Source organism: Nocardia sp. NPDC051833, assembly GCF_040681225.1.
Taxonomy (GTDB): Bacteria; Actinomycetota; Actinomycetes; order Mycobacteriales; family Mycobacteriaceae; genus Nocardia.
Genome location: NZ_JBFAYK010000002.1, coordinates 1371958 through 1397942 on the forward strand (window position 1 = coordinate 1371958; position 25985 = coordinate 1397942).

A 25985-nucleotide genomic window follows, 5' to 3' on the forward strand; every position below is an offset into this window, starting at 1 on the left:
GCGGGACAGACCGGTCTCGCCGGAAGGCGCGGCGGAGGACGCGCCCGGTGCCGGGGCGGCAGACGGCGCGTTCGATCCCGGCGCGGTCGCTGCCGTCGCGACGGACGGTACGTCCGATCCCGACGCGGTCGCTGCCGTCGCGACGGACGGTACGTCCGATCCCGACGCGGTCGCTGCCGTCGCGACGGACGGTACGTCCGATCCCGACGTGGCCGCTGCCGTCGCGACGGACGGTACGTCCGATCCCGGCGCGGTCGCTGCCGTCGCGACGGACGGTACGTCCGATCCCGGCGCGGTCGCTGCCGTCGCGACGGACGGTACGTCCGATCCCGACGTGGCCGCTGCCGTCGCGACGGACGGTGCCGCCGCGGCCGGGGTGGGTCGCGGCGTGCCGTTGTGTGGGTGGGTGGCGCCGGAACCGGTGGAGCCGGTGTTTGTGCTCATGTCGTCGTCCTTCGCCTCACCGGTCAACCGCCGGATGTTCCCGGCGGGGCATCGGTGCCGCTGGTGTCCGCGCCGCCGTTCGTGGTGTTGCCGCCAGGGGCGGTGTTTCCGGCGGTCCCGCCGCTGGACGGTCCTGTCCGCGTTCCGCCCGTCGTTCCCTGACCGGGGACCGCTGTCTCGCCGCCGGTCGCACCGCCGGCACTGCCACCGGTCGAACCGTCGCCGCCCCCGCTGCTTCCGCCCGTGGTTCCGCCGCTGCCGGACGTTCCGTCGCCACCGGTCTCGCCGCCCGCGCCACCGCCGGTCGTTCCGCCGCCGGGTGTGCCTTCGCCACCCGTTCCGCCTCCCGCGCCACCGCCGGTCGTTCCGCCGCCGGGTGTGCCCTCGCCACCCGTTCCACCCGCGCCACCGCCGGATGTGCCCTCGCCACCCGTTCCACCCGGGCCACCGCCGGTCGCGCCACCGCTGCCTGCGGTGCCTCCACCTGTGCCACCGCCGCCGGTCCCGGAGCCGCCGTTGTCATCGGTGGTGGGGCACGGCTCGGTGCCGGACAAATTCACTGTGAGCGTGGTGCCGGGCTCGGCGGTTCCGCCGGAGGGCGAGAGGCCGCTGAAGGTGCAGACGCGCTCGTCCGGCGTGGTCAGGGCGAAGGAGAGAGTGAGGCAGTTCGCGTCGTTTCCGGCGTCCTGGCAGGCTGCCGCCGACGCGGCTTCGATGCGCCCCTTCAGCTCCGGGGTGAACGGGCTGCCGATCTCGGTGAAGGACGGGATCTTGACCGGGGAGCCCTTGGCCTGGTTCCCGCTCCCGGGCTTCTTCGCGGGCGCCGGGCCGCCGCCCGCGGGCGGTCGCGCACCGGGGCCGACCGGGCCGCCCGGCGCGCTCCCGCCGCCACCGGCCTCGCCGATCGGTCCACCCGGCGCCGCGCCGCTGTCGGGTCTGTTCCCTGGTGCCGCACCGGAATCGGGGCTGCCACCCGGCGCCGTCCCGGCAGAACCGCTGTCGGATCCTGACCGGTCCCCCGGCTCCGTGGCCGACTGCTGACCGGCGGTCGCCGAGACACCGGGGTCCGCGGGCGCCGGTGCGAGCGAATCGGCGGCGGGCCGTACGCAGCCCGCCGACAGCATCGCGACGGCCGCCACCGCGGCGAGTGCGAGCATCCGGTGGGTGCGCGCAGCGTCCGACAGGTGCCGGTCCGGTGGCCGCCGGGCGCCGGATCAGGTCGAACGGGATCGCATCGCATCGTCCTCTCCTGTCGTGCAGGTGGGACGAGAATGCGCCGGAGAGGTACGGGGGCACGCGCGTACCCGACTACTCGACTACGCGGGAGCGGTCTATGTGCGACGCGGCGTGGCGCAGGGCTGTGGTCGCGGTTCAGAAACCGCCGAGGGCTGCCTTCAGGTCGGGAACGTCGAGGACGACCAGTGTGTCGTCACGGACGACGGGACAGGTCTCGGTGGTGACGGTGTCGACGATGTGGCGATTCCAGGAGATCGCGGCGTTCGCCACGGTGTCCTGCACCGTCCACAGTTTCATCGCGCCGGTGAACGCCACGCGGGCGACCTGGGGGCCCAGCGCCTTCCACGTGCCCTTCTGGCCGTCGAGAATGCCACAGAGTTCGTCCACCGAGTCCTGGGAGATGGTGGGTTCGGTGGGAACCGGGCCAGCGTCCTCGTAACTGGAGTCGTTCCCGCAACCGCTGAGGCCGGAGGCGGTCACGGCCAGGAGGAGCAGGGCGACGGCTGGTCGGCCGCGGCGGGGCAGAGTCGAACGCATCGGAAGTCCTCCGATCAGTCGAGCACAACTCCGCAAAGCCTACTCCCCGGACCCGGTCGACCCGGCGAATGTTTATCCGGTTGTGTTCAGGGTCTGGCCGGGCGCGCCGCCGGTGCACAGCAGCCGGGCGCGCAGAGGGCGCCGTCGACGGTGCAGCCGTAGCCGGGCACCTCGCCGAGTTCACGCACCGGGCCACCGGCGATCCGCTCCTGGACCAGTTCGACGACCATGCGCGAGAACCGCGGGTCGGTCCCCGGCGTCGCGGCGCGGGCGAAGGCCATGCCGAGCTCGGCCGCCTTCTGCGCGGCCTCGTTGTCGAGATCCCAGATCACCTCGAGGTGATCGGAGACGAAGCCGACCGGGCAGACCACGACGGCGTCGATCCCCTTGCCGTGCAGCACCTCCAGGTGATCGACGATGTCGGGTTCCAGCCACGGCACCTGCGGCGGGCCGGAGCGCGACTGCCACACCAGGTCGAAGTCGGCGAAACCGGTTGCGGCGGCGCACAATCGGGCCGCCTCGGCGACCTGCCTGCTGTAGAGGCGGCCGCCGTCGGCGGGTGGGCCCGCGGCGATGTCGGCCGAGACCGGGATGGAGTGCGCGGTGAACACCAGGCGCGCACCGTCGCGGCGATCGGCCGGAATCCGGGCGAGGGCGGCGGTGATCGCGTCGGCGAACGCGGCGATCAGCAGCGGATGGTCGAAATACTGGCGCAGCTTCACCAGTTCCGGCGCACCGTCGCCGACCGCGGCGCGGGCGCGGGCGATGTCCTCGTCGTACTGGCGACAGCCCGAGTAGCCACCCCACGCCGAGGTCGGGAAGACCAGGGCCGAGCGCACGCCGTCGGCGGTCATCCGGGCGACGGTGTCCTCCACCTGGGGGTGCCAGTTGCGGTTGCCGAAATACACCGGCAGCTCGATCCCGGCGTCGGCGAGATCGGTTTCCACCGCGGCGATGATGTCGCGGTTGAGCGCGTTGATCGGCGAGACACCACCGAAATGCAGGTAGTGCTGGGCGACTTCGTCGAGCCGCGCACGCGGTACCCCGCGGCCCCGAGTGACGTTCTCCAGAAACGGGATCACGTCCTCGGGGCCCTCGGGGCCACCGAAGGACAGCAGCAGGAGGCCGTCGGTCATCAGTTGGCGGTGAAGCCCTCGGGGAACCACATGTTGTGGCTGGCGCCGCCGTCGACGTAGATGATCGAGCCGGTGGTGGCGGGCAGCCAGTCCGAGAGCAGCGCGACGATCGACTTGCCGACCGCGCGCGCGTCGGCGCCGTCCCAGCCGATCGGCGACGCGCCGTCCCAGTACTCGTCCAGCTGACGCAGCTGCTTGGCGTCGTCGGTGGCGGTACCGGCGATGGCCTTCGCCGCGAGGGTCTTCACCGGACCGGCGGCGATCAGGTTGGAGCGGATCTTCTTGGCGTAGCCCACTTCCCGGGCCACGTACCGGTTCACCGACTCCAGCGCAGCCTTGGAGACGCCCATCCAGTTGTAGTACGGCATCGCCACGCGCGGGTCGAAGTCCATACCGACGATGGAGCCGCCCTCGTTCATCACCGGCAGCACGGCGCGAGCCAGCGAGGCGTAGCTCCAGGCGGAGATCTCGAAGGACTTCGCCACATCGGGGCCGGGGCCCTCCAGGAACGGCACCGCGTCCGGACCCATCAGGGTCTTGGGCGCGAAGGCGATCGAGTGCAGGACACCGTCGATGCCCTCGGGGGCCAGCTCGCGCAGCGCGTCGGCCAGGGCGCCCAGGTTCTCCTCGTTGGTGACGTCCAGCGGGATGGCGGGCGGCACCTCCTGCGGCAGGCGCTTGGCGATGCGGTCGATCAGCCGCAGCCGTTCCGGGATGCCGGTGATGATCACCTTCGCGCCCTGCTCCTGCGCGACCGCCGCCGCGCTGAACGCGATCGACGAATCGGTGATGATGCCGGTGACCAGGATGGTCTTGCCTTCGAGCAGTCCGCCCATGAGTTTTCGGTTCTCCTGAAATCTGGTGGTCGTTTCATGCGCCACCGGATTGTCGGCGGCGCGGTGCGATCCGTTAGCGGGTCAGTGACCCATGCCCATGCCGCCGTCGACCGGGATGACGGCACCGGTGACGTAGCGCGAGTCCTCCGACGCCAGGAAGCTGACCACGGCGGCGACGTCCTCGGCCTGGCCAAGACGCCCCAGCGGGATGAACTTCTTCGCGGTTTCCTTCAGATCCTCGGGCAGCTCGGCGGTCATGTCGGTCTCGATGAAACCGGGCGCGACCACGTTCGCGGTGATCGAGCGCGAGCCCAGTTCGCGAGTGATGGAGCGCGCCATACCGATCACGCCCGCCTTCGAGGAGGCGTAGTTGATCTGACCGGGGCCACCGCCGAGGCCGACGACGGAGCCGAGGAAGATCATCCGGCCCCAGCGCGCGCGGAGCATGGCCCGGTTGGCGCGCTTGGCACAGCGGAAGGCGCCGGTGAGGTTGGCGTCGATGACCCGCTCGAACTGCTCTTCGGTCATGCGCATCAGCAGGGTGTCGTCGGTGATGCCCGCGTTGGCCACCAGCACCTCGACCGGACCCTGGTGCTCCTCGACCTCGGTGAACGCCCGGTCGACCGACTCGCTGTCGGTGACATCGCACTTCACTCCGAACAGACCCTCCGGCACCCCCGATCCGCGGTGCGTGACGGCGACCTTGTGGCCGTCGGCGAGCAGGCGCTGGGCGACCGCGAGACCGATTCCGCGGTTACCACCGGTCACCAGGACCGAGCGGGATGTGACGTTCGACATAGGGTCCAACCTATCTGTTCCGGTTCGTGTGCCCCGCGTCAGGGTCGCGGCACTGCGACGGCTCACAACGCGGGGCGAGGCGTGCTAGGGCAGGCGTTGACGATAGAGCAAACTGACCACGACGCCGGCGGCGACGAACAACATACCGAGCAGCAGCCACGGCCTGCTCGCGTCGCCACGGGTGGTCTCGTAGCCGATCTGTTCCTCGAGGGTGTCGTAGACGGCGCGCAGTTCGGCCAGCGAGGAGGCGGTGTAGAACTCGCCGCCGGACAGCTTGGCGATCTCCTGGAGCGAGGCGTTGTCCACGGGCACCTTCACCCGCTGCGAGCCCTTGCCGTCGGAATCCGGGATCTCGACGGTGCCCCATTCGGTGCCGAAGGAGATCGTGGAGACCGGGATGTTCTTGTTCTTGGCCAGCCGGGCCGCGGTGAAGCCGTGCCGCGGGTTGTCGACGTCCTTGTCGTCGGGCACGGTCTGCTTGCCGTCCGACATCAGCACGATGCGGGCGGGCGGCGGGGTCTCGGCGCCGCCGAGCACGGCGGCCAGGGTGTCGATCGACTGCAGGGCGGTCAGGATGCCCTCGCCGGTGGCGGTGCGCTCGGCCAGCTTGATGTTGTCGATCGAATGCTTGACGGCCTCGCGGTTGGTCGTCGGCGACACCATCACCGACGCGGTACCGGCGAAGGTGACGAAACCGAGGTTGATGCCCGGGGTCAGGCCGTCGACGAATTCCTTACCGGCCTTCTGCGCGACCTGCAGCCGGTTCGGCTCCACGTCGGTCGCCTCCATCGACAGCGACACGTCCATCACCAGCACGACGGTCGCGCGGTTGCGCGGCACCTTCTGCACGGCGGTGGGTCCGGCGGCGGCGACGGTCAGCAGCACCAGGCCGGCGAGGATCAGCGCGATCGGCACGTGCCGCATCGGGCTGGGTCGCGACGGGGCGACCCGCTCGAGCACGGACATGTTGCCGAACTGCAGCATCCGCTTGTGCCGGGCCCGCTGGACCAGCACATAGCCGAGCACCAGCAGGGCGACGACGACCAGGAAACCGAGCCAGACGACGGCCGTGAAATGCGAAATACTCACTGGCGAGGCACCCGCCCGCTAGGGGCGCCGAGGCTGTGGCGCCGGGTGGACACGAACCGGACCACGTCGGCGATCCAGTCCCGATCGGTCTGCAGCGACAGCACCGGCGCGCCGCAGCTGCGCAGCGCCTGCTGCACCTGCGCGCGCTGGGCCTGCGCGGCGGCCGCGAAATCGGCCCGCAGCGTGGGGGTGACGCTGAACTCGCGGGTGCGACCCGATTCCGGATCGTGCAGCACCACGTCACCGCCGTCGGGCAGCGCGACATCGAGGGGGTCGAGCACCTCGACCGCGAGCAGGTCGTGGCGCGCCGAGATCGCGCGCAGCGAGCGCTGCCAGTCGACGTCACCGAGGAAGTCGCTGATCACCACGGCCAGACCGCGTTTGCGTTGCGGACGGCGCAGCGACTCGATGCCGGCCTTGAGGTCACCGCGCACACCGTCGCGGGCGTGCGGGGTGGTCGCGATGCCGCGCAGCATGGTCTGGGCGTGCAGGCGACCGCTGCGCGCGGGGATGCGCACCAGGTCCTGGCCCGTGGCGACGACGGCGCCGATGCGATTGCCGCCGCCGGAGGTGAGATGGGTGATCGCCGCGGCGGCCGCGATCGCGAGATCGCGCTTCTGCACCCGGCCGGTGCCGAAGTCCAGGCTCGACGACAGGTCGACGACGAGCCAGGTCTCGAGCTCGCGGTCGGCGATCATCTGCCGCACGTGCGGATGGGTGGTGCGGGCGGTGACCGACCAGTCCATCTGCCGCACATCGTCACCCGGCTGGTACAGGCGCGCCTCGCCCGGCTCCGAGCCAGGACCGGGGATGAGGCCCTGGTGGTCGCCGTGCAGGACACCGTCGAGGCGGCGCCGCACCGTCAGTTCGAGTGTCTTGAGCGCGGCGGACAGCTTCGGGTCGGTCAGTTCACCGGCCCGGAACGACGGCGGCGCGTGGGACGACATGGGCACGCGGACAACGGGTTCCGGCGCACTCACTGGGGCGCGACGTGGCCGGCGGGCTGGGACTGCTGCCCGTTCACCGGCTGCGGCACGGGCTGTTGCTGGGCGGGCGGCTGGGGCACCGCGGGCTGCTGCGGCGCGGCCTGGCCACCGACGGCCTGGGGCGCGACCTGCGGCAGGCCGACGGTCTGCAGCACGCGCTTGATCACGTCTTCGGGGGTGACCTCGTCGGCGAGCGCGTCGTAGGACAGCACCAGACGGTGCCGCAGCACGTCCGGGATCACCTCGACGACGTCCTGCGGAACGACATAGTCCCGGCCGCGGATCAGGGCGACGGCGCGCGCGGCGGCGATGATGCCGAGGCTGGCACGCGGCGAGGCGCCGTAGGAGATCCAGCTGGCGACATCGGGCATGCCGAACTCGGCGGGGGTGCGGGTCGCGGTGATCACCCGGACCACGTAGTCGACCAGCGCGTGGTGCACGAAGACGTTGGCGGCCAGCTTCTGCAGCCGGATGATGTCCTCGGGCGCGAGGACCTGCTTGGGCTCCGGCGGGGTCACGCCCATCCGGTAGATGATCTCGCGCTCTTCCTCGACCGAGGGGTAGTCGACGACGACCTTGAACAGGAAGCGGTCGCGCTGGGCCTCGGGCAGCGGGTACACGCCCTCGCTCTCGATCGGGTTCTGGGTCGCCATGACCAGGAACGGATCGGGCATCGGGTAGGTCTTGCCACCGATCGACAGCTTGCGCTCGGCCATCACCTCGAGCAGCGCGGACTGCACCTTGGCCGGGGCGCGGTTGATCTCGTCGGCGAGGACGAAGTTCGCGACGACCGGGCCGAGTTCGGTATCGAACTCCTCGCGGCCCTGACGGTAGATGCGGGTACCGATGAGGTCGGTGGGCACCAGGTCGGGCGTGAACTGCACGCGCGAGAACGAGCCGCCGACGACCTTGGCGAAGGTTTCCACGGCGAGCGTCTTCGCGACACCGGGCACACCCTCGAGCAGCACGTGGCCGCGCGACAGCACGCCGACGAGCAGCCGCTCGACCAGGCGATCCTGGCCGACGATGACCCGCTTGACCTCGTAGATCGCCTTCTCGAGAGTCTGGACGTCACGCTCCAGGGTGCTCGGCGTTGCCGTACCGGCGTCCTTCGCCAGCTTCGGCCCGCTCACACCTTCCGTCGAAGTCACCAACATCCCCGCTTTCGCTTTGGTCCTGTGCGTGCCGCCCCAACTATTCCAGGTAATCGCCCGGTATGCCGCAACCGGCCGGGAGTAGACCGGAATTCGTCATGACGGTGACGGGGCTCACGCGCGTCGGCCGATCGCGAGCCCGGGCGGCCTCACCGGCCACTACCAGTGACGATACCTGCTCATTCGGTGACGATGCGGACCGCGTACGGCATGATGCCGTCCTCGCGGACCGGCGAAATCTTCACGACATCACCGGATTCGGGAGCCTCGATCATCTTCCCGTTGCCGAGGTAGAGCGCGACGTGCGCGCTACCGCCCGGTCCCCAGAACAGCATGTCACCGCGTTCGCGGTCCTCGACGTCGACGCGGGTGCCGGCGTTGTACTGATAACCGCTGTAGTGCGGCAGGGAGACCCCGATTCCGGCGAAGGCGTAGAGCATCAGGCCCGAGCAGTCGAAGCCGACCTTGTTGTAGTCGCCGTGCGCGTCGGCGGTGCCGCCGTCGCGGATGCCGAGGGTGGGTCCGTCCTCGTCCCCGCCGCCCCAGGCGTAGGTGACGCCGAGTTGCGACATCGCCCGGTCGATCACCGTCTCGATCGCGGCCGATCCGGTGACCTGTGGTTTCGTCGGTTTGGGTTGGGTCTTGCGCGGCGCGGCCGGGGTGGATTCGAGCTCGGTGTGCGGGCGCTGGCCCTCGCCGAGTTTGGCGGCGCGGTCGCGGGCCGCCTGGTCGGCGGCCGCGCGCTGGGCGGCGGCGTTGGCGGCGGCGAGCAGCGCGGTCACCTCGGCCTTGCGCTGGTCGTCCCAGGCCAGGAACACCTCGCGCTGGCTCTGCAGGCCCGCGACGGTCTGCCGGGCGACGTCGAGCGCGGACTGCGCGGCGGCGCGATCGCGCTGCAGGTTGTCGCGGGTGACGGCCTGGCTGTCGTATTCGGATTTGGCAATGGCCACCGCGTTCTGGGCGACGTTCTTCTGCTGTTCGGCGGCATCGGCGGCACTGTCGGCGTCGGCCTTGGCCTGCCGGGCGGCGGCGTTCTGATTGGCCTGCGCGATCTGGGTGCGGCGCAGCTCGTCGAGGACCTGGCGCTGGTTCTTCGACACCATGCTCAGCACCTGCGCGCGGTCCATCGCGGCGTCGGGTGTCGAGGAGGCCAGATAGGTGACGACCGAGCTGTTCACCGGCCGCACGTAGGCCTGGGTCGCGAGCTGATCGAAATCCTGGCGGGCCACACCGACTTTCGCGCCCGCGTCGGCCAGCAGCGCCTGGGAATCGGTGACCGCGGCCGCGGCCGCGTCGGCGGCGTCGCGCGCGGTCTGCAGGTCGACCAGCGCCTGGTTGACCGCCTCGCGCTTGGCGGCGAGCACATCGTCGAGGGCCCGTAACTGCTGATCGGCCGCGGCGACTCTATTGATCAGCACGCCGATCTCGCCGACCCGCGCGTCGACCTGGGCGCCAGCGCCCGCGATCTCACCGTCGGAGGGATTCGGCGGCGGCGGTGGCACCGCCGCGACCGGTCCCGCACTCGCGAGGACGGCCAGCGCCATCAGCAATCCTGCCGCTACCCGTAATAGACCTGGTTCGTCCTGCCTGCCCGCACCGCGCACGGCACCTCCGAGTGACTCGACTCGACCTACGCCACCGGCGCATCAGCCCACCCATCGACCACAGGAGTCGACCAATGCCCCCTGTACCACTGCTTTCACGATCGCGATCACCGCAACCGTACGACACATAGTTCACAAAGGAAACATCAGCCACAGGATGACAGGGGTGTAATTTGCCGATAGCCCGGAGTTAGCCTTATCGACGACAGGATTGCACGCCAAAAACAGACCAGAGGTCTGGAAATGTGACGAAAGGGAAACCTGTTACTCGGGGGATCCCGCGCCGCGGGGTGCCGAGGCGACCGAATCCCGCGCGTCGGCATCGGGACCGCGACGGACCTTCACGAGGTACAGGCCGGCGATCACCAGCGCGGTGAGCACCAGCAGCACGGCCGTGATCAGCCCCCAGGACACGCCCTCGGGCTCCTCGAGCCGTCCGACGAAGGCCTGCAGGGCCTCCTCGGGATGGTTGCCCTTGTACTTGGCGGCGTCCTCGGCCCACTCCAGCCGCACCCGGCTGATGCCGTCGCTGTAGGTGCCGACCCAGTCGTCACTGAAGACCGCGACGGTGCCCTGCGTGCTTTTACCCACCTCGGTGGCCAGGTCACGTAGGCTCGAGTCGTGGCCGGGGTTACCGGGAACGACGACGACGCTCAGCGGGATCCCCTCGGATCGCGCCTCGGCGACGATCGCCGCCAGTTTCTCCTGGTTCACGCCCTTGGGAGCGGCGACATGATTGTCGGCGAGATCGGACCGGACACTGCTCAGCACGGTATTCGGCGGCAGTTCCGCGGCCATCGGCGCAAAGGTGTGCAAGACGGTCATCTTCCATCCGGTCTGTCGAGCCTCGGCCGCCTACGTTGCGACGGGCATCCAACACTGCAGGGTGAGCGTCAACGCGTCATTCCCCGACTCGCTCGACTGGCACAGTAGCCGACGGTGCGCGCGGACATGGTCGCACGGCACACCCAACCGCCCCCGCGTATTTCATAGGACAAGCGTACTGTTAGGCTCGTACGGCGAGGAAACCGGCATCTCACGGCGCCGGAACCCCCTCCGAAGACGCGAGTCGCCGGCACAGCCCCGCCGGCGGCACACCCTCACACATGAGTGGAGCTGACGTGACGAAGATTGATACCTTCGGCGCCAAGGGCACGCTCGAGGTCGGAAGCAACTCCTACGAGATCTTCCGTCTCTCGGCTGTTCCCGGCACCGAGAAGCTGCCCTACGCCCTGAAGGTGCTGGCGGAGAACCTGCTGCGCACCGAGGACGGCGCCAACATCACCGCCGATCACATCCGCGCGATCGCGAACTGGGACCCCTCGGCGCAGCCGAGCGTCGAGATCCAGTTCACCCCCGCGCGCGTGATCATGCAGGACTTCACCGGCGTGCCCTGCATCGTCGACCTCGCCACCATGCGTGAGGCCGTCACCACCCTCGGCGGCGACCCGAGCAAGGTCAACCCGCTCTCCCCCGCCGACATGGTCATCGACCACTCGGTGATCCTGGACGTCTTCGGTCGCGCCGACGCGCTGGAGCGCAACGTCGAGCTCGAGTACGAGCGCAACGGCGAGCGCTACCAGTTCCTGCGCTGGGGCCAGGGCGCCTTCGACGACTTCAAGGTCGTCCCCCCGGGCATGGGCATCGTCCACCAGGTCAACATCGAGTACCTGGCCCCCACCGTCATGGTCCGCAACGGCCAGGCCTACCCCGACACCTGTGTGGGCACCGACTCGCACACCACCATGGTCAACGGCCTGGGTGTGCTGGGCTGGGGCGTGGGTGGCATCGAGGCCGAGGCCGCGATGCTGGGCCAGCCGGTCTCCATGCTGATCCCGCGCGTCGTCGGCTTCAAGCTGACCGGTGAGATCAAGCCGGGCGTCACCGCCACCGACGTGGTGCTCACCGTCACCGACATGCTGCGCAAGCACGGCGTCGTCGGCAAGTTCGTCGAGTTCTACGGCGCCGGTGTGTCCGAGGTGCCGCTGGCCAACCGCGCCACCCTGGGCAACATGAGCCCCGAGTTCGGCTCCACCGCGGCGATCTTCCCGATCGACGAGGAGACCATCAACTACCTGCGCCTGACCGGCCGCACCGACGAGCAGCTCGCGCTCGTCGAGGCGTACGCCAAGGAACAGGGCATGTGGCACAACGCCGACAACGAGCCCGCGTACTCGGAGTACCTGGAGCTGGACCTGGGCACCGTCGTGCCGTCCATCGCCGGTCCGAAGCGCCCGCAGGACCGCATCCTGCTCAGCGACTCCAAGGCCGCCTTCCGCTCCGACATCGTCAACTACGTCGGCGAGGGCGAGCTCACCGCGCTGGACGAGGCCGGCGAGGAGTCCTTCCCGGCGTCGGATTCGGTCGCCGTGTCCGCGAACGCCGCCGACGACACCTACACCCCGGCCCACTCGGCCGCCAAGGGTGCCAACGGCCGTCCGTCCAAGCCGGTCGAGGTGCGCTCCGAGGAGCGCGGTGACTTCGTCCTCGATCACGGCGCCGTCGTGGTCGCGGGTATCACCTCCTGCACCAACACCTCCAACCCGTCGGTCATGCTGGGCGCCGCCCTGCTCGCCCGCAACGCGGTGGAGAAGGGCCTGTCGACCAAGCCGTGGGTGAAGACCAACATGGCGCCGGGCTCGCAGGTCGTCTCCGACTACTACGAGAAGGCCGGCCTGTGGCCCTACCTGGAGAAGCTGGGCTTCTTCGTCGGTGGCTACGGCTGCACCACCTGCATCGGTAACACCGGCCCGCTGCCCGAGGAGATCTCGGCCGCGATCAACGACAACGACCTCTCGGTCACCGCCGTGCTGTCGGGTAACCGCAACTTCGAGGGTCGCATCTCCCCCGACGTGAAGATGAACTACCTGGCCTCCCCGCCGCTGGTCATCGCGTACGCGCTCGCGGGCACCATGGACTTCGACTTCGAGACCGACGCCCTCGGCCAGGACACCGACGGCAACGACGTCTTCCTGAAGGACATCTGGCCCTCGGCCCAGGAGATCGACGACACCATCAAGGCGTCGATCAGCCAGGACATGTTCCGCAACTCCTACGCCACCGTCTTCGACGGCGACGCCCGCTGGCAGGGCCTGGCCACCCCGGAGGGCGACACCTTCGCGTGGGACGAGAAGTCGACCTACGTCCGCAAGGCGCCGTACTTCGACGGCATGTCGATGGAGCCGAGCCCGGTCACCGACATCAAGGGCGCCCGCGTCCTGGCGCTGCTGGGCGACTCGGTCACCACCGACCACATCTCCCCGGCGGGCCCGATCAAGCCCGGCACCCCCGCCGCGCAGTACCTCGACGCCAACGGTGTGGCCCGCAAGGACTACAACTCGCTGGGCTCGCGTCGTGGTAACCACGAGGTGATGATCCGCGGCACCTTCGCCAACATCCGGCTGCGCAACCAGCTGCTCGACGACGTCTCGGGTGGTTACACCCGCGACTTCACCCTCGAGGGCGGCCCGCAGGCGTTCATCTACGACGCCTCGCAGAACTACCAGGCCGCCGGCATCCCGCTGGTCGTGCTCGGTGGCAAGGAGTACGGTTCGGGCTCCTCGCGTGACTGGGCCGCCAAGGGCACCAGCCTGCTGGGTGTGAAGGCCGTCATCACCGAGTCGTTCGAGCGCATCCACCGCTCCAACCTCATCGGCATGGGCGTTGTGCCGCTGCAGTTCCCGGCCGGCCAGTCGGCCGCGTCGCTGGGCCTGACCGGCACCGAGACCTTCGACATCGAGGGCATCACCGCCCTCAACGAGGGTGTCACCCCGAAGACCGTCAAGGTCACCGCCACCGCGGAAGACGGCAAGGTCACCACGTTCGACGCGGTCGTCCGCATCGACACCCCCGGTGAGGCCGACTACTACCGCAACGGCGGCATCCTGCAGTACGTCCTGCGCAACATGATCCGCGGCTAACACCTCGGTGTCCGGTGGTGCAGTATCGAATGATGCTGCACCACACGGGCATCCGCTCATGGATGCCCTGTTCGCGACAGCCCCCGTCTCGGAGTTCCGGGGCGGGGGTCCGTGTATTCCCGTTGGAGGACTCATGCCCAAGGTCAGCGACGACCATCTCGCCGCCCGCCGCAGCCAGATCCTCGACGGCGCACGGCGCTGCTTCGCCGAATACGGCTACGACGGCGCCACGGTGCGCCGTCTGGAAGAGGCCATCGGCCTCTCGCGCGGCGCCATCTTCCATCACTTCCGAGACAAGGACGCGCTGTTCTTCGCCCTGGCCAAGGACGACGCCGAGCGCATGGCCGAGGTCGCGGCCAACCAGGGCATCGTGCAGGTCATGCGCGACATGCTCGCCCGCCCCGAGGAATTCAACTGGCTGGGCACCCGGCTCGAGATCGCCCGCCGGGTCCGCACCGACCCCGAGTTCCGCGCGGGCTGGACCCAGCGCTCGGCCGAGCTCACCGCGGCCACCCTGGCCCGCCTGGAACGCCGCAAGGCCGCGGGCGCGCTGCGGGACGACGTCCCCACCGACGTCCTGCTCGGCTACCTGGACCTCGTGCTGGACGGCTTGATCGCCCGGATCGCCTCCGGCCACACCGATGACAACCTCTCCGCCGTCCTCGATCTCGTCGAAGCCTCCGTCCGCCGCCGCGACTGACGCCGAAAGCCGAACCGCCGCACCGTTCTTCCGGGAACGATGCGGCGGTGGCACTGTGCAGTGGCAGGCAAAGGTATTCGGTCAGGCTCCCGGCCGTTTGCCGTGGTTGGCCTTCTTCTTGCGGCGGGCCCGCTTCTTGGATGCGCGCTTGGACATCAGGCGGTCACCAGCAGGCCGTTGGACCAGGCGGCCAGTCGCGTGCGAGCCCGCGAATTGCGGACCAGCCCGGCGGGTATGGCGGATTCGGTACCGACGTAGTAGCCGCCGTCGAGGACCGGGAACGCGGGATCGGCCAGTGTCGCGATGACCTCGGCGGCCTCCTCCATCGGCGCATCGATGTGGGAACGCAGGTAAGGCATATCGATCTCGAACTCGGCGGGGTGCACACTCACCGCGGTGAGGCCACCCGGCCCGGTCTCGGCGAGCGAGCGGGTGAACATGGTCAGCGCCAGCTTGGACTGCGCGTAGACCGCGGTGGGAGCGTAGATCCCGCGCTTGCGGTCCAGGTCGGAGTAGTCGATGTTCCCGCCGACGTGCATCCGCGACGTCACACTGACCACCCGGCCGCGGGCGGCGGCGAGCGCATCGACCAGCGCCATCGTGAGACGTTGCGGTGCCAGATAATTGACCTGCAGGGTCAGCTCGAAGCCGTCCTCGGTGTGGGTGCGGCCGGGCGCGCCGGGGACGGACGCGGCGTTCACCAGGACATCGAGCGCGGGCAGCTCGGCGCACAGCCGCGTGGCGAGCTCGTCGACCTCCCCGAGTCGCCGGAAGTCGGCGGTCACCATGCGGATGGAGCGCGGGTCGATCCCGTCGGCGACCAAGCGGTCGAGCGTGCGCTCGGCGTTGTGCCGATCGTGGGTGTGCAGGATCAGCGACGCGCCTTCGGCGGCGAACCGCAGGGCGGTCGAGTAGCCGAGGCGGCCGTCGGCACCGGTGACCAGGACCAGCCGGTCACCAGGTACGGATGCAGACATTGTTCTCCCATCGGAAAGGGGCGCAGGGCGGACGAAAGCCGCATGCGCACAGTGGAATTCGGCCACCGGCAGCACGCACGGCGACTCGGATGAAGATGCAGGGGACCGGGTACAGCCAACCGGACCGGCAGCACGCGGCGGGGAGCCGACGACTGCCACATGGCATCGGTGGTGCTCGGTGATGAACCGCGCCGACGGCGCGGTGGCGGTCAGGCCACCGGACTCGGGGGCTCGTCCTCACTGCCGAAGCCGACGAGCTCCAGCGCGGACGGCACGAGATGACCGCCACACCACGTGCAGCGCTGGAGCACTGCACCCGAAGTCGCGGTCATGCCAGTCATACAACCGGCGCGCACCACACCGGGCAAGATGTCGCACCCCGGTTTGACGTTTCCCTTGCACCCGGATTGCCCTCGGCGGGATGTGCGGGGCGAGACGTTGCGCCGGTCGGGATCGGCTAGTCGCCGAGGCTTCTCAGCATGATGCGTGCGATGCGATCCAGCGATTCCCGATCGGCGGGGTCGAGCACCGCCAGCATGCGTGTCTCGTTCTCGGTGTGCGCGGCGACCACCACGTCGACGAGCGCGCGCCCCTCCTCGGTGAGCGCGACCCGCACCGCCCTGCGGTCGGCCCGATCGGCGATCCGGCGCACCAGCCCGGCCGCTTCCAGCCGATCGATCCGCCCGGTCATCCCGGCGCGCGAGAGCATCAGGGTATCGGCGAGCACCGAGGGGTTGAGCTCGCACGGCGCGCCCGAACGACGCAGCGCCGCAAGCACGTCGAACTCGCCACGCTGCAGGCCGTGCGCGGTGAACACGGCCTCGATACGCGCCGTCGCCACGACCATCAGCCTGCCGAGCCGTCCGAAGACGGCCATCGCGGCCAGGTCGAGGTCGGGGCGCTCGCGGCGCCACTGGGCGGCGATGGCGTCGACGGCATCCGGATCATCCATGGACACGATTCTATTCGCTGCGATATAGTTTGGCAGCGAACTATCAACCAGCGAATGGAATGGCCATGACGAACGCTCGCGACATCGCCCTCTGCCTCCCCGAGGACGCGGAGACCCTCGGCACCGACGCCGTGCGGATGCGCCTGCTCACCGATGCCGACGCCAGCGACGGCACCGTCAGCACGCTGGAGGTCACCATGGTCCAGGGCGCCGACGGCGCGGCACCGCACTTCCACACCCGCTCCGACGAGCTGTTCTACGTCGCCGACGGCGAACTCCAGGTCCTGGCGGGCGACCGCATCCTCACCGTCGGCGCCGGCGGCTCCCTGGTGGTCCCCCGGCACATGCCGCACGCCTTCGGCGCCACTCCCGACAGCGGCGCCCGCATCCTCATCGCCCTGATGCCCGGCGTGCAGCGATTCGAGTACTTCCGCCTGCTCGACCGCCTGATCCGCGGCGAGGCGACGCACGACGAATTCCTCGCCGCCCAGGACGAATTCGACAACCACTTCATCGACGCCCCCGCCTGGCGGGCCGAACGCGCCGCGCAGCGCCGCTGACCGAGCGGCCATATCGAACCCGTCGGTCTGTGTCACAGATTGCAGGCGCGGCGGGAACAATCGCGGCGAAGCCATCGGTTATACGCCGTATGACGTTCTCCGTACCGGTCCTCGTCCGCGGCTACGAGCTCGATACCCAGGGTCATCTCAACCACGCCGTCTACCACCAGTACGGCGAACACGCCCGCTGGGAACTGATGCGGGCGGCGGGCATCCCGCAGGACAAGTTCCTCGCCACCGGGATCGGCGCGGTCGTGCTCGAGTCGACGATCAAGTACCGGCGCGAGCTGCGCGGCGGCGACGAGGTGACCGTGACGGCCGCCTGCGAGTGGGACGGCGGCAAGGTCTTCCGCTTCCAGCACCAGATCATCAAACTCGACGGCACGGTGTCCGCCGAGATCACCGTGGTGGCGGGCGCGATGGATCTGACCGCGCGCAAGCTGGTCCCCAACCCGGCCGAGCACTTCCGCGGGCTGGCCGAGCGCCCGGAGCTCCTCGGCCTCTGACGCCTCCCGACACGGCCCGGATCGCCGGCAATCTCGCGGCGATGCGGGCCGTCGCCGTCTCCACCATCGTTTGCTGATCGATTGCCGGTGCGACGGGGCGATCCGCGGCTGAGTTGCCCGAAATTCTCTCCCCGCTAGGCGATCACGCGCCGCTCGGCGGTTTGCCCGGGGCTCCGCAAATCTCGCGAACCGGCTCGGCGCAGCGCGCTCGCGCGCTATGATCCGTAGCACCTTCGGGGGTTCTGGCAAATCGCGAGCAGACGAGAAGATCGGAGTGAGTGCCCATGACCGACGCCATCCACCTCCCCGCTACCGCGTCGTCCCGAGATCGGGGCCCCGCCTTGCGCGGATTGCTGGTGGCCGAGTCCGATCGCGACATCTCGGTCCGGGTCGACGGTGGGACGTGGACCTTCGACCGGCGTGATGTCGTACGGCTCACCGAGGACCGCGCCACCGCCGGGGAACGGCAGGTGCGGGTCGACATCCGGCCCGGCGCGACCGCCGATTTCACCCGCCGGATGCGGGTGGAGCTGGTCGACCGCCCGATCACGCTGGCGCCCGATCCGTCCGAGGCACTCGGTGACGATCTGCTGGCCCAGGCCACCCGCACCTGGGCGACCAAACTGCGGATCGCGGAGCGCGGCGGCGTCACCGGCGCCACGTTCACCTTCCGCGACGGCCTCAACTGCGACAGCCTCGACTGAACGGCCCACGGTCATGGAACGCGCGACCGACGCGGTGCTCATCGTCTCCGAAACAGACGACCTGCACGCCGATGCGCTGGCCGCCACGTTGCGAGAACACCACGGGCTCGACCCGATCCGGCTCGATCTGCGCGACTTCCCCAGGGAGACAGGCAGTTTCCGGCTCGACAAGGCAGGCACCAACCGCGCGCTCGCCCATGTCCACGGGCTCGACGACGTGCGCGCGGTCTGGTGGCGCAGGCCGCATCCGTGCCAGGTGCCGCACGGCGTGCGCGCCGCCGACGACGAGTTCCGCCAGGCCGAGTGCGACGGGTTCCTGCAGGGCATGCTGTGGTCGATCCCGGCGTACTGGGTCAACGATCCGGCCGCCGAGCGCACCGCCAGCCGCAAGATCGTCCAGCTCGAGACCGCGCAGCGCGCCGGGTTCACCATCCCGGAGACCCTGATCACCAACGACCCGGACGAAGCCCGCAGTTTCGTCGAATCCCGTTCCGGCCCAGTGGTGTACAAGCGCACCGGCACCGGGCGCGGCGAGTTCTCCGAGACCAGGATCATCACCAGGCCGGAGCTGAGCAGGCTCGGCACGATCCGGTCGACCCCGACCACGTTCCAGGACTACGTCGAGGCCAGCTGCGATCTGCGGGTGGTGTGGGTCGACGGCATCGAGTGGTCGGTGCGCATCGATTCGCAGGCCGGCGTCGGCCGGGTCGATTCCCGGCTCGACACCTCGGTCGGCTTCGCCCGCGACCGGCTGCCCGCCCCGGTCAGCAAGTCGCTGGCCACCTTGATGGGCGCCCTCGGGCTGAGCTTCGGCGTCGTGGACCTGCGGCTGGGCACCGACGGGGAGTACTACTTCCTCGAGGTCAATCCGCAGGGGCAGTTCGCCTATCTCGAGATCAAGACGGGCCTGCCGCTGTTCGCCAGCCTGGCGAACCTGCTGGTGCGCGGGGACGGTGCCGTCCCCGGGTGGTGAGCGCGCCTCAGTCGGCCGGATTCTTGCGCCGGTTGGCGCCGCCGCGGCCGCGCAACTCGACGTGCGATTCGACCAGCACATTGTGAATGAAGCCGTACGAGCGGCCGGTGGCCCTGGCCAGTGAGCGGATGCTCGCGCCCGCCTCGTACTGCTTCTTCAGCTGGGACTGCAGCCGGTCGCGGGACTTGCCCGTGACCCGGGTGCCCTTTCCCAGCGCGGCCTTGCCGATCGTCGTCTTGCCCTTGGCCGACCTAGCGGCCTGTCTCGCACTGTCGCTCATGGCTTCCTCCGAGTCGCCGAGCAGCTGATTCCAGGCTAGACACTCCGGAGTCGGTGATCAACGAAAACAGTGATGAAACTCACGCGAGTGCCGCGAGTTCCCTCCCGACACAGCGTTTCACGCGCGACACACCGCCGTCACGGCCTCGGCGCGACCGCCGCACGCCCCCGACGGCTCAGGCGAGGTCGATCAGCTCGGCGTATTCCTTCGACCAGTGGTCCTCGGTACCGTCCGGCAGCAGGATGACGCGTTCGGGGTTGAGTGCCTCGGCCGCACCCGGGTCGTGGGTCACCAGGACGACGGCGCCCGCGTAGGTGCGCAGCGCCTCGAGCACCTGCTCACGCGAGATCGGGTCGAGGTTGTTGGTCGGCTCGTCGAGCAGCAGCACGTTGGCCGCCGAGGACACCAGCCCGGCCAGCGCCAGCCGGGTCTTCTCACCGCCCGACAGCGTGCCCGCGGGCTGCTCGAGCTGCGGGCCGGTGAACATGAAGGCACCGAGCAGACTGCGCAGCTCCTGCTCGCCCGCGTCCGGAGACGCGTGCCGGATGTTCTCCCACACCGTCGCCTGATCGTCGAGGGTGTCGTGCTCCTGGGCGAAGTAGCCGACCTTGAGGCCACGGCCCTGTTCGACACCGCCGGAGGTCGGCGTCTCGACGCCGGCCAGCAGCTTGAGCATGGTCGTCTTACCCGCGCCGTTGAGGCCGAGCACCACGACGCGGCTGCCCTTGTCGACGGCGAAGTTGACGCCGGTGAAGATCTCCAGCGACCCGTAGAGCTTGGTCAGGTTGTTCACCATGAGCGGGGTCTTGCTGCACGGCGCGGGCTCGGGGAAGCGGATGCGGGCGACCTTGTCGGCCACGCGCACGTCGTCGAGCTCGGCCATCAGCCGCTCGGCCCGGCGCACCATCTGGTGTGCCGCAGCGGCTTTGGTGGCTTTGGCGCCGAGTTTGGCGGCCTGCTGCCGCAGCGCGCTCGCCTTCTTCTCGGCGTTGGCGCGCTCGCGGACGCGTCGCTGTTCGTCGGTGGCGCGGGCGTCGAGGTACTTCTTCCAGCCCATGTTGTAGACGTCGGGCTCGCCGCGCACCGCGTCGAGGAACCACACCTTGTTGACCACGGCCTCGAGCAGTTCGACATCGTGGCTGATCACGATGAGTCCGCCGTCGTGGTTCTGCAGGAACCCGCGCAGCCAGGTGATGGAGTCGGCGTCGAGGTGGTTGGTCGGCTCGTCGAGCAGCAGGATGCGATCGGAGCGACCGCCCGAGCCGTCGGAGGCCGAGAACAGGATGCGGGCCAGCTCGATCCGGCGGCGCTGACCACCGGAGAGGGTGCGCAGCTGCTGGCCGAGGACCCGGTCGGGCAGACCGAGGCTGTTGCAGATGCGGGCGGCCTCGCTCTCGGCGACGTACCCGCCGAGCGAGGAGAACTGATCCTCGAGGCGGCCGTACTTGCGGATCGCCTTCTCGCGTTCCTTCTCGTCGACGACCTCGGCCATCAGCGCCTGCTGCTTCTCCATGTCCCGGATCAGCGTGTCCAGGCCGCGCGCGGAGAGCACCCGGTCGCGGGCGATCACGTCGAGATCGCCTTCCTTGGGGTCCTGCGGCAGGTAGCCGATCTCGGTGGAGCGCGTGATCTTGCCCGCGTACGGCTCGCCCTCCCCCGCGAGGATGCGCAGGGTGGTGGTCTTGCCGGCGCCGTTGCGGCCGACCAGTCCGATCCGGTCGCCGGACTGCACCCGCAGCGCCGGCCCGGGGGCCGCGAGCAGGGTGCGGACTCCGGCCCGGACCTCCAGGTCGGTCGCCGTGATCACAGGGCTTCTCCTCGTGTCGCACAGAATGGTGACGCCGAACCGACCCATCGTGCACCGTCGGCCTCGGCAAGAACCACCCATTTTACCGTCCGCCGACGCGGCGGCCGAACCGGCGCCGCCGGGTGTGAGCGTGGTTACTCTCGTCGCATGACTACCGATCTCCTTGGCAGGACCGCCCTCGTCACCGGAGCGAGCCGCGGCATCGGCCTCGCCACCGCCGCCGAACTCCTGCGCCGGGGGGCCAACGTGCTGATCACCGCGCGCAAGCCCGAGCCGCTGGAGGCCGCGGCGACCGAGCTGCGGGCGCTCGGGCACACGGGGCAGGTGAGCGCGCTCGCGAGCAACGCGGGCGACGCCGATGCCCGCGCCGAGGCCGTGGCCAGGGCGGTCGCGGAGTTCGGTTCGCTGGACATCCTGGTCAACAACACCGGCATCAACCCGGTCTACGGCGCGCTGATGGACGCCGACCTGGGCGCGGTCGGCAAGATCTTCGACGTCAATGTGGTGGCCTCGCTCGGCTACGTCCAGCAGGCCTACCGGGCGTGGATGGCCGAGCACGGCGGCGCCATCGTCAATGTGGCCAGCGTGGCCGGGATCCGGTCCTCGGGCGTCATCTCCGCCTACGGCGCCTCCAAGTCGGCGCTGATCCGGCTCACCGAGGAGCTGGCCTGGCAGCTCGGCCCGAACATCCGCGTCAACGCGGTGGCGCCGGGCGTGGTGAAGACCAAGTTCGCCGACGCCCTGTACTCCGCCGACGAGGACCGCGCCGCGAGCGCCTACCCGCTCAAGCGCCTCGGCGTCCCGGAGGACGTGGCGAGGCTGATCGCGTTCCTGGTCTCCGACGAGGCCGCCTGGATCACCGGCGACTGCGTCCGGGTCGACGGCGGTCTGCTCGCCACCGGCGGTATCTGAACCACCCCCGCACACGCCGAGGGCGGCATCGGTGTCGCACGGATACCGATGCCGCCCAGCGGAACTACGTCGCCGGGGTCAGTCCGTGGACTCCCGTCCGGCGGCGGCGAGGCCCTCCTCGGCGCGGGCCGCTTCGGCGCGCGCGAGCGGATCGTTGACCAGCGGTTCGGCGTCGGCCACCGGCCTGCCGGTGGTGACGCCCAGCGGATCACGCACGGGGACATCGTGACTCAGCGACCGGCCGGCGCCGCCCTCGTCCAGGCCCCACCGATCGTGCAAGCGGCGCAGGAATTCCGGCGCGTACCAGTTGGCGTCGCCGAGCACCTTCATCGCGGCGGGCAGCAGGAACCCGCGCACCAGGGTGGCGTCGACGATGACCGCCAGCGGCAGGCCGATGCCGAAGGCCTTCATGAAGGTGATGTCGGAGGCCAGGAAGCCGAGGAACACCACCGAGATCAGGACCGCGGCGGCGGAGACGATGCGGCCGACCCGTTCCAGGCCGAGGGCGACGGCGGTGTCGTTCTTACCGGTGCGGTCGTACTCCTCGCGGATGCGTGAGAGCAGGAACACCTGGTAGTCCATCGCCAGGCCGAACGCCGCGGCGAACAGCATCACCGGCACCGTCGCGGACAGATCGCCGGTGACGGTGAAGCCGAGCAGCCCGGACAGGTGCCCGTCCTGGAAGATCCACACCAGCGCGCCGAAGGTCGCGGTCAGGCTGAGCGCGCTCAGCACCACCGCGAGCACCGGCAGCACCACGCTGCCGGTGAGCGCGAACAGCACGATCAGCATCACGATCACCACGAAGCCGAGCGCCCAGGGCAGCGCGTCCTCGATGGCACCGATGGAGTCGACATTGGCGGCGGGTACGCCGCCGACCAGCAGCTCGCTGGGGGTCTCGACGGCCCGCACCTGCCCGACCAGGTCCGCCAGCGCCGCGCTCTCGGTGGTGGTGGGCACGATCGACAGGTAGACGGCCCGATCCGCCCGGAACCGGGCGTTGGCCGCGGTGGGACCGGCGAGCAGACCGCCCTGGGCGTAGCTGCCGGTCGCGGTGTCGACCCGGCGCACGTGCGCCAGATCCGACATCCGCCGGGCGATCGCGTCCACTCCGGCCGCGCTGTACGCGCTCTCGGGCAGCACGGCGACGAGGGGGTTCTGATCGCTCTCGCCGAAGTCGGCCTGCACGATCTCGGTGACCTGGCGCGACGGCATCGACGCGGGCAGGCTCCGCTCGTCGGGGAAGCCGAGCTGCACGCCGAGGAACGGCGCGCCCAGGATCAGCAGCAGCGCGGTCACGGCCAGGCCGATCGGGATCGGCCTGCGCATCACCGCGGTGGCCAGCTTGTGCCAGGCGCCCTCACCGGGGGCCGGGCGCGGCGCCCGCAGGAACCACCAGCCCATCTGGCCCTTGTCGATGCGGGTGCCGAGCAGCAGCAGGGTGGCGGGCAGCACGGTCAGCGAGACCGTCGCGGCCAGCGCCGCGACGACGATGCCCGCGTACCCCATCGACCGGATGGCGAGCAGCGGGAAGAACAGCAGGCCCGCGAGCGCGACGGCGACCGTCAGCGCCGAGAACGCGACGGTGCGGCCCGCGGTGCGCAGGGTGGTCGCCACCGCACCGGCCGGGGTGCGGCCCTCGGACAGTTCGTCGCGATAGCGGTTGACGATCAGCAGGCTGTAGTCGATGGCGAGACCGAGACCGAGCAACGTGGCCACATTGGTCGCGCTGACCGAGAGCGGGGTGAACAGGGTGAGCACCCACAGCGCGCCCATGGTCGTCACCACGGTGAGGAACGCGACCAGCAGCGGCAGGCTCGCGGCGACCAGTCCGCCGAAGACGAACAGCAGCGCGATCAGCGTGAGCGGGAAGGCGATCGCCTCACCCTTGGCGATGTCGGCCTTGCCCTGTTCGACGGTCTCGTGCATGAGCATGGCGAAGCCGCCCGCCCTGACCTGCAGGGTCCCGTGGGTGCCGCTGAGCTCGTCGGCGATCGTGGCGACGCGGTCGTCGATCTCGCGTTCGGTGCCGAGCACGCTGGCCACGATGAGGCCCTGCTTGCCGTCGACGCTGCGCAGCGCGGGCTGGTGGGTGGTCCAGTAGGAGGCCACGTCGGTGACGCCGGGCCGTTCCTGCAGGTTGGCCACCAGGGCCGTGGCGGCCGCGGTGGATTCGGGGTCCTCCACCGAGGACTCGGTCTCCACGAGCAGCAGCAGGTTCGGCGGTGACTGCCCGAACTCGTCGCGCAGTACCGTCAGCGCCCGGCTGGATTCGCTGTCCGGGTCGGTGTATCCGCCGCCCTCCACCCGCTCGAACAGCGTGGCGCCGAGTGCGCCGAGCACCACCGCGAGCACCGCGAACACGCCGAGCACCCAGCGGCTGCGCCGCTTGGTGAATTCGAACACCGATATTCCCCTAACTAGTCACGCAACTGGGCGGCACGCACGTCGACGCGCGGGGCTGGGGGAACTCCCGGCCGGTCCGCCTCGTCGGCCCGAATCTGTTGGCGGGTCGGCGCGTTCGCTCGGCGATGGTAGCAACTTCGTGGCGGCGCCGCCGGGCCTCGGGCCGACCCCGCGGACGCTAGGCGGTTGCTCGCCCGCCGACTCCGGCCACCGAGGTCGCGAGCGTGCGGCGCAGACGCGGTGGGAGCGCGGCGAACAGCCCCCGCATCGCCGCCGCGGTACCGCGCAGATCGGCGTTCCCGGACAGGTACGCGCGCTGCAGCGGGGCGGGGAGCGCGAAGAACGCCTCGAAGAAGATCGGCAGGTCACGGGGCGGGAGCGCGAGCAGCGCGCGCAGCCCGGCCCGGCGCAGGGCGGCGACGGCCCGAGCCTGTGCCGTCCAGGGCGTGCCGCCCACCGCGACGGTGTCGGCGGCGCGCAACGCGGCCGCCACGCTGTAGCCGGTGGCGGGGTGGATCATCCCGCCCGCCGCCCCGATCCGGCCCCGGCCGGGCGTACCGCCCTGCACCGGAAAACGCACCCGCTCGACCGGTTCCGTCCCGGCGAACGGGATGCCGCGGGCGCGCAGCCGACATTCCAGCCGCCCGCGCAGGACCGCGGGATCGAGCGCGGGTCTGCCCGCGAGGCAGGTCTCCTCGGCCAGGATCGTGTCCGGGCCGAGCGGGACCGCGTAGAGGAACGACGGCGGATCGTCGGGGCCGGTGCCGTTGTCGCGGCGCCAGTCCATGAACAGCGTCGGCTGATCGGGGGCGAGGGTGTCGCGGCGCAGGATCATCCCGTAGGCGGTCTGTTCGGCCCGGCGCGGTGATCGGGCCAGGCCGCGCGCGTCGAGCACCCGGCCGGTCAGTGTCCGTCCTGCGGCCGTGCGCACGGTGCGCGCGTCCAGGTCGACGACTCGGTCGGCGATCACCCGCGCGCCGTCGAGAGTCAGCGAGCGCTGCAACGCCGCGGTGTCGAACACCTGGTACGCGCGCTCGAGCCGGTGCTCCCCCACCGCCCAGGCCGTCGGCCGGTCGACGGTCGCGGCGACGACGGCGGGGTCCAGCCAGTCCGGGAGTTCGTCGGCCCAGGCCGCGTAGGTCGGCGTCCAGCCGCGCTCGGGGTGCGGGTCGATCACCGTCACCGGCAGGCCGTGGGCCAGGGTTCGATGGGCCACCGCCCGGCCCGCGGGGCCGAGTCCACAGATGATCACCTCGGCGTGCACCCGTCGATTGGATCAGACGCCGCTATTTCAAGCACCGCCGCGTCACGGCCGGGCACCGGTTCGGCGGCGTCGGCTCGCCCCCGCGCGATCTATCGGCCATCATGGGGAAATGAGATCGAAATGGAAGGATCTCAAAGGTTCCCGGAGCCCTCAAATCCGACGATTGGATAACCCGCAGGTCAGCGCCCTATTTCCGCCTCGTTC

24 protein-coding genes are annotated in these 25985 nt (G+C 70.2%); 7 read left to right on the forward strand and 17 right to left on the reverse strand.

The genetic code is table 11. The features are described 5' to 3' along the window. Positions 1 to 467: 467 nt before the first annotated feature. The 10 genes from AB0L91_RS24475 to AB0L91_RS24520 form a co-directional block, all read right to left on the reverse strand. Entirely contained in the window at positions 468 to 1601 is a 1134-nt protein-coding gene (locus AB0L91_RS24475) for a hypothetical protein (RefSeq protein ID WP_365013571.1), read from the reverse strand. 214 nt (positions 1602 to 1815) lie between these two features. Beyond that, a complete protein-coding gene (locus tag AB0L91_RS24480; protein ID WP_365013573.1) occupies positions 1816 to 2217 on the reverse strand; it encodes a hypothetical protein in 402 nt (133 codons plus the stop codon). Between the two features lie 86 nt (positions 2218 to 2303). After that, positions 2304 to 3353 (reverse strand): ferrochelatase, encoded by a 1050-nt coding sequence (locus tag AB0L91_RS24485; RefSeq protein WP_365013575.1) that lies wholly within the window; start codon positions 3351 to 3353, stop codon positions 2304 to 2306. Beyond that, positions 3353 to 4189 carry an NADH-dependent enoyl-ACP reductase InhA gene (gene inhA / locus AB0L91_RS24490; RefSeq protein WP_218716513.1) on the reverse strand — a complete coding sequence of 279 codons (837 nt, stop codon included), beginning with the start codon at positions 4187 to 4189 and terminating at the stop codon, positions 3353 to 3355. Before inhA ends, AB0L91_RS24485 begins: the two co-directional genes overlap by 1 nt. Positions 4190 to 4270: 81 nt before the next feature. Beyond that, positions 4271 to 4987: a 3-oxoacyl-ACP reductase FabG1 gene (gene fabG1 / locus AB0L91_RS24495; protein WP_365013578.1), complete on the reverse strand. Its 717-nt coding sequence runs from the start codon at positions 4985 to 4987 to the stop codon at positions 4271 to 4273. A gap of 84 nt (positions 4988 to 5071) precedes the next feature. Then, positions 5072 to 6076 carry a VWA domain-containing protein gene (locus AB0L91_RS24500; protein WP_218716512.1) on the reverse strand — a complete coding sequence of 335 codons (1005 nt, stop codon included), beginning with the start codon at positions 6074 to 6076 and terminating at the stop codon, positions 5072 to 5074. Continuing rightward, positions 6073 to 7023, reverse strand: a complete 951-nt coding sequence (locus AB0L91_RS24505; protein ID WP_355276014.1) for a DUF58 domain-containing protein — start codon at positions 7021 to 7023, stop codon at positions 6073 to 6075. Before AB0L91_RS24505 ends, AB0L91_RS24500 begins: the two co-directional genes overlap by 4 nt. A 29-nt stretch (positions 7024 to 7052) precedes the next feature. Then, a complete protein-coding gene (locus AB0L91_RS24510; RefSeq protein WP_355275961.1) occupies positions 7053 to 8219 on the reverse strand; it encodes a MoxR family ATPase in 1167 nt (388 codons plus the stop codon). A 176-nt stretch (positions 8220 to 8395) separates the two neighbouring features. Beyond that, the gene (locus tag AB0L91_RS24515; RefSeq protein ID WP_365013583.1) at positions 8396 to 9760 is read right to left on the reverse strand and encodes an NlpC/P60 family protein; all 1365 of its coding nucleotides are present in this window, start codon (positions 9758 to 9760) and stop codon (positions 8396 to 8398) included. Between the two features lie 324 nt (positions 9761 to 10084). Then, positions 10085 to 10645 carry a DUF6676 family protein gene (locus AB0L91_RS24520; protein WP_365013586.1) on the reverse strand — a complete coding sequence of 187 codons (561 nt, stop codon included), beginning with the start codon at positions 10643 to 10645 and terminating at the stop codon, positions 10085 to 10087. Between the two features lie 296 nt (positions 10646 to 10941). Here AB0L91_RS24520 and acnA point away from each other — a divergent pair, with 296 nt between their 5' ends. After that, the gene (gene acnA / locus AB0L91_RS24525) at positions 10942 to 13740 is read left to right on the forward strand and encodes an aconitate hydratase AcnA (protein ID WP_355275966.1); all 2799 of its coding nucleotides are present in this window, start codon (positions 10942 to 10944) and stop codon (positions 13738 to 13740) included. Between the two features lie 133 nt (positions 13741 to 13873). Next, entirely contained in the window at positions 13874 to 14440 is a 567-nt protein-coding gene (locus tag AB0L91_RS24530) for a TetR/AcrR family transcriptional regulator (RefSeq protein ID WP_019047713.1), read from the forward strand. Between the two features lie 155 nt (positions 14441 to 14595). Here AB0L91_RS24530 and AB0L91_RS24535 read toward each other — a convergent pair whose 3' ends face one another. From AB0L91_RS24535 to AB0L91_RS24545, 3 genes are all read right to left on the reverse strand, one after another. Next, positions 14596 to 15417: an SDR family NAD(P)-dependent oxidoreductase gene (locus AB0L91_RS24535; protein ID WP_365013590.1), complete on the reverse strand. Its 822-nt coding sequence runs from the start codon at positions 15415 to 15417 to the stop codon at positions 14596 to 14598. 209 nt (positions 15418 to 15626) lie between these two features. Beyond that, complete coding sequence (locus tag AB0L91_RS24540; protein ID WP_365013593.1) at positions 15627 to 15749, reverse strand: hypothetical protein; 123 nt, start codon at positions 15747 to 15749, stop codon at positions 15627 to 15629. A gap of 125 nt (positions 15750 to 15874) precedes the next feature. Beyond that, positions 15875 to 16369 (reverse strand): MarR family transcriptional regulator, encoded by a 495-nt coding sequence (locus AB0L91_RS24545; protein WP_365013594.1) that lies wholly within the window; start codon positions 16367 to 16369, stop codon positions 15875 to 15877. Positions 16370 to 16434: 65 nt separating this feature from the next. Here AB0L91_RS24545 and AB0L91_RS24550 point away from each other — a divergent pair, with 65 nt between their 5' ends. From AB0L91_RS24550 to AB0L91_RS24565, 4 genes are all read left to right on the forward strand, one after another. After that, positions 16435 to 16929 (forward strand): cupin domain-containing protein, encoded by a 495-nt coding sequence (locus AB0L91_RS24550; RefSeq protein WP_365013597.1) that lies wholly within the window; start codon positions 16435 to 16437, stop codon positions 16927 to 16929. An 89-nt stretch (positions 16930 to 17018) separates the two neighbouring features. Next, entirely contained in the window at positions 17019 to 17435 is a 417-nt protein-coding gene (locus AB0L91_RS24555; protein WP_357345209.1) for an acyl-CoA thioesterase, read from the forward strand. A gap of 284 nt (positions 17436 to 17719) precedes the next feature. Next, positions 17720 to 18139, forward strand: a complete 420-nt coding sequence (locus AB0L91_RS24560) for a hypothetical protein (protein WP_365013600.1) — start codon at positions 17720 to 17722, stop codon at positions 18137 to 18139. A gap of 13 nt (positions 18140 to 18152) precedes the next feature. Then, on the forward strand, positions 18153 to 19112 hold the full coding sequence (locus AB0L91_RS24565) for an MvdC/MvdD family ATP grasp protein (RefSeq protein WP_355275975.1): 960 nt from the start codon (positions 18153 to 18155) through the stop codon (positions 19110 to 19112). A 7-nt stretch (positions 19113 to 19119) separates the two neighbouring features. On the opposite strand, the gene AB0L91_RS24570 is transcribed toward AB0L91_RS24565, so the two are convergent. Both AB0L91_RS24570 and AB0L91_RS24575 read right to left on the reverse strand, forming a co-directional pair. Continuing rightward, a complete protein-coding gene (locus tag AB0L91_RS24570; RefSeq protein WP_019047730.1) occupies positions 19120 to 19392 on the reverse strand; it encodes a helix-turn-helix domain-containing protein in 273 nt (90 codons plus the stop codon). Positions 19393 to 19567: 175 nt separating this feature from the next. After that, positions 19568 to 21199: an ABC-F family ATP-binding cassette domain-containing protein gene (locus AB0L91_RS24575; RefSeq protein WP_355275979.1), complete on the reverse strand. Its 1632-nt coding sequence runs from the start codon at positions 21197 to 21199 to the stop codon at positions 19568 to 19570. A gap of 147 nt (positions 21200 to 21346) precedes the next feature. Here AB0L91_RS24575 and AB0L91_RS24580 point away from each other — a divergent pair, with 147 nt between their 5' ends. Beyond that, positions 21347 to 22111, forward strand: a complete 765-nt coding sequence (locus AB0L91_RS24580) for an SDR family oxidoreductase (RefSeq protein WP_365013604.1) — start codon at positions 21347 to 21349, stop codon at positions 22109 to 22111. Positions 22112 to 22189: 78 nt separating this feature from the next. Here AB0L91_RS24580 and AB0L91_RS24585 read toward each other — a convergent pair whose 3' ends face one another. Next, the gene (locus tag AB0L91_RS24585; RefSeq protein WP_365013606.1) at positions 22190 to 24517 is read right to left on the reverse strand and encodes an MMPL family transporter; all 2328 of its coding nucleotides are present in this window, start codon (positions 24515 to 24517) and stop codon (positions 22190 to 22192) included. Between the two features lie 178 nt (positions 24518 to 24695). Continuing rightward, positions 24696 to 25781 (reverse strand): lycopene cyclase family protein, encoded by a 1086-nt coding sequence (locus AB0L91_RS24590; protein WP_365013608.1) that lies wholly within the window; start codon positions 25779 to 25781, stop codon positions 24696 to 24698. Between the last annotated feature and the right edge of the window lie 204 nt (positions 25782 to 25985).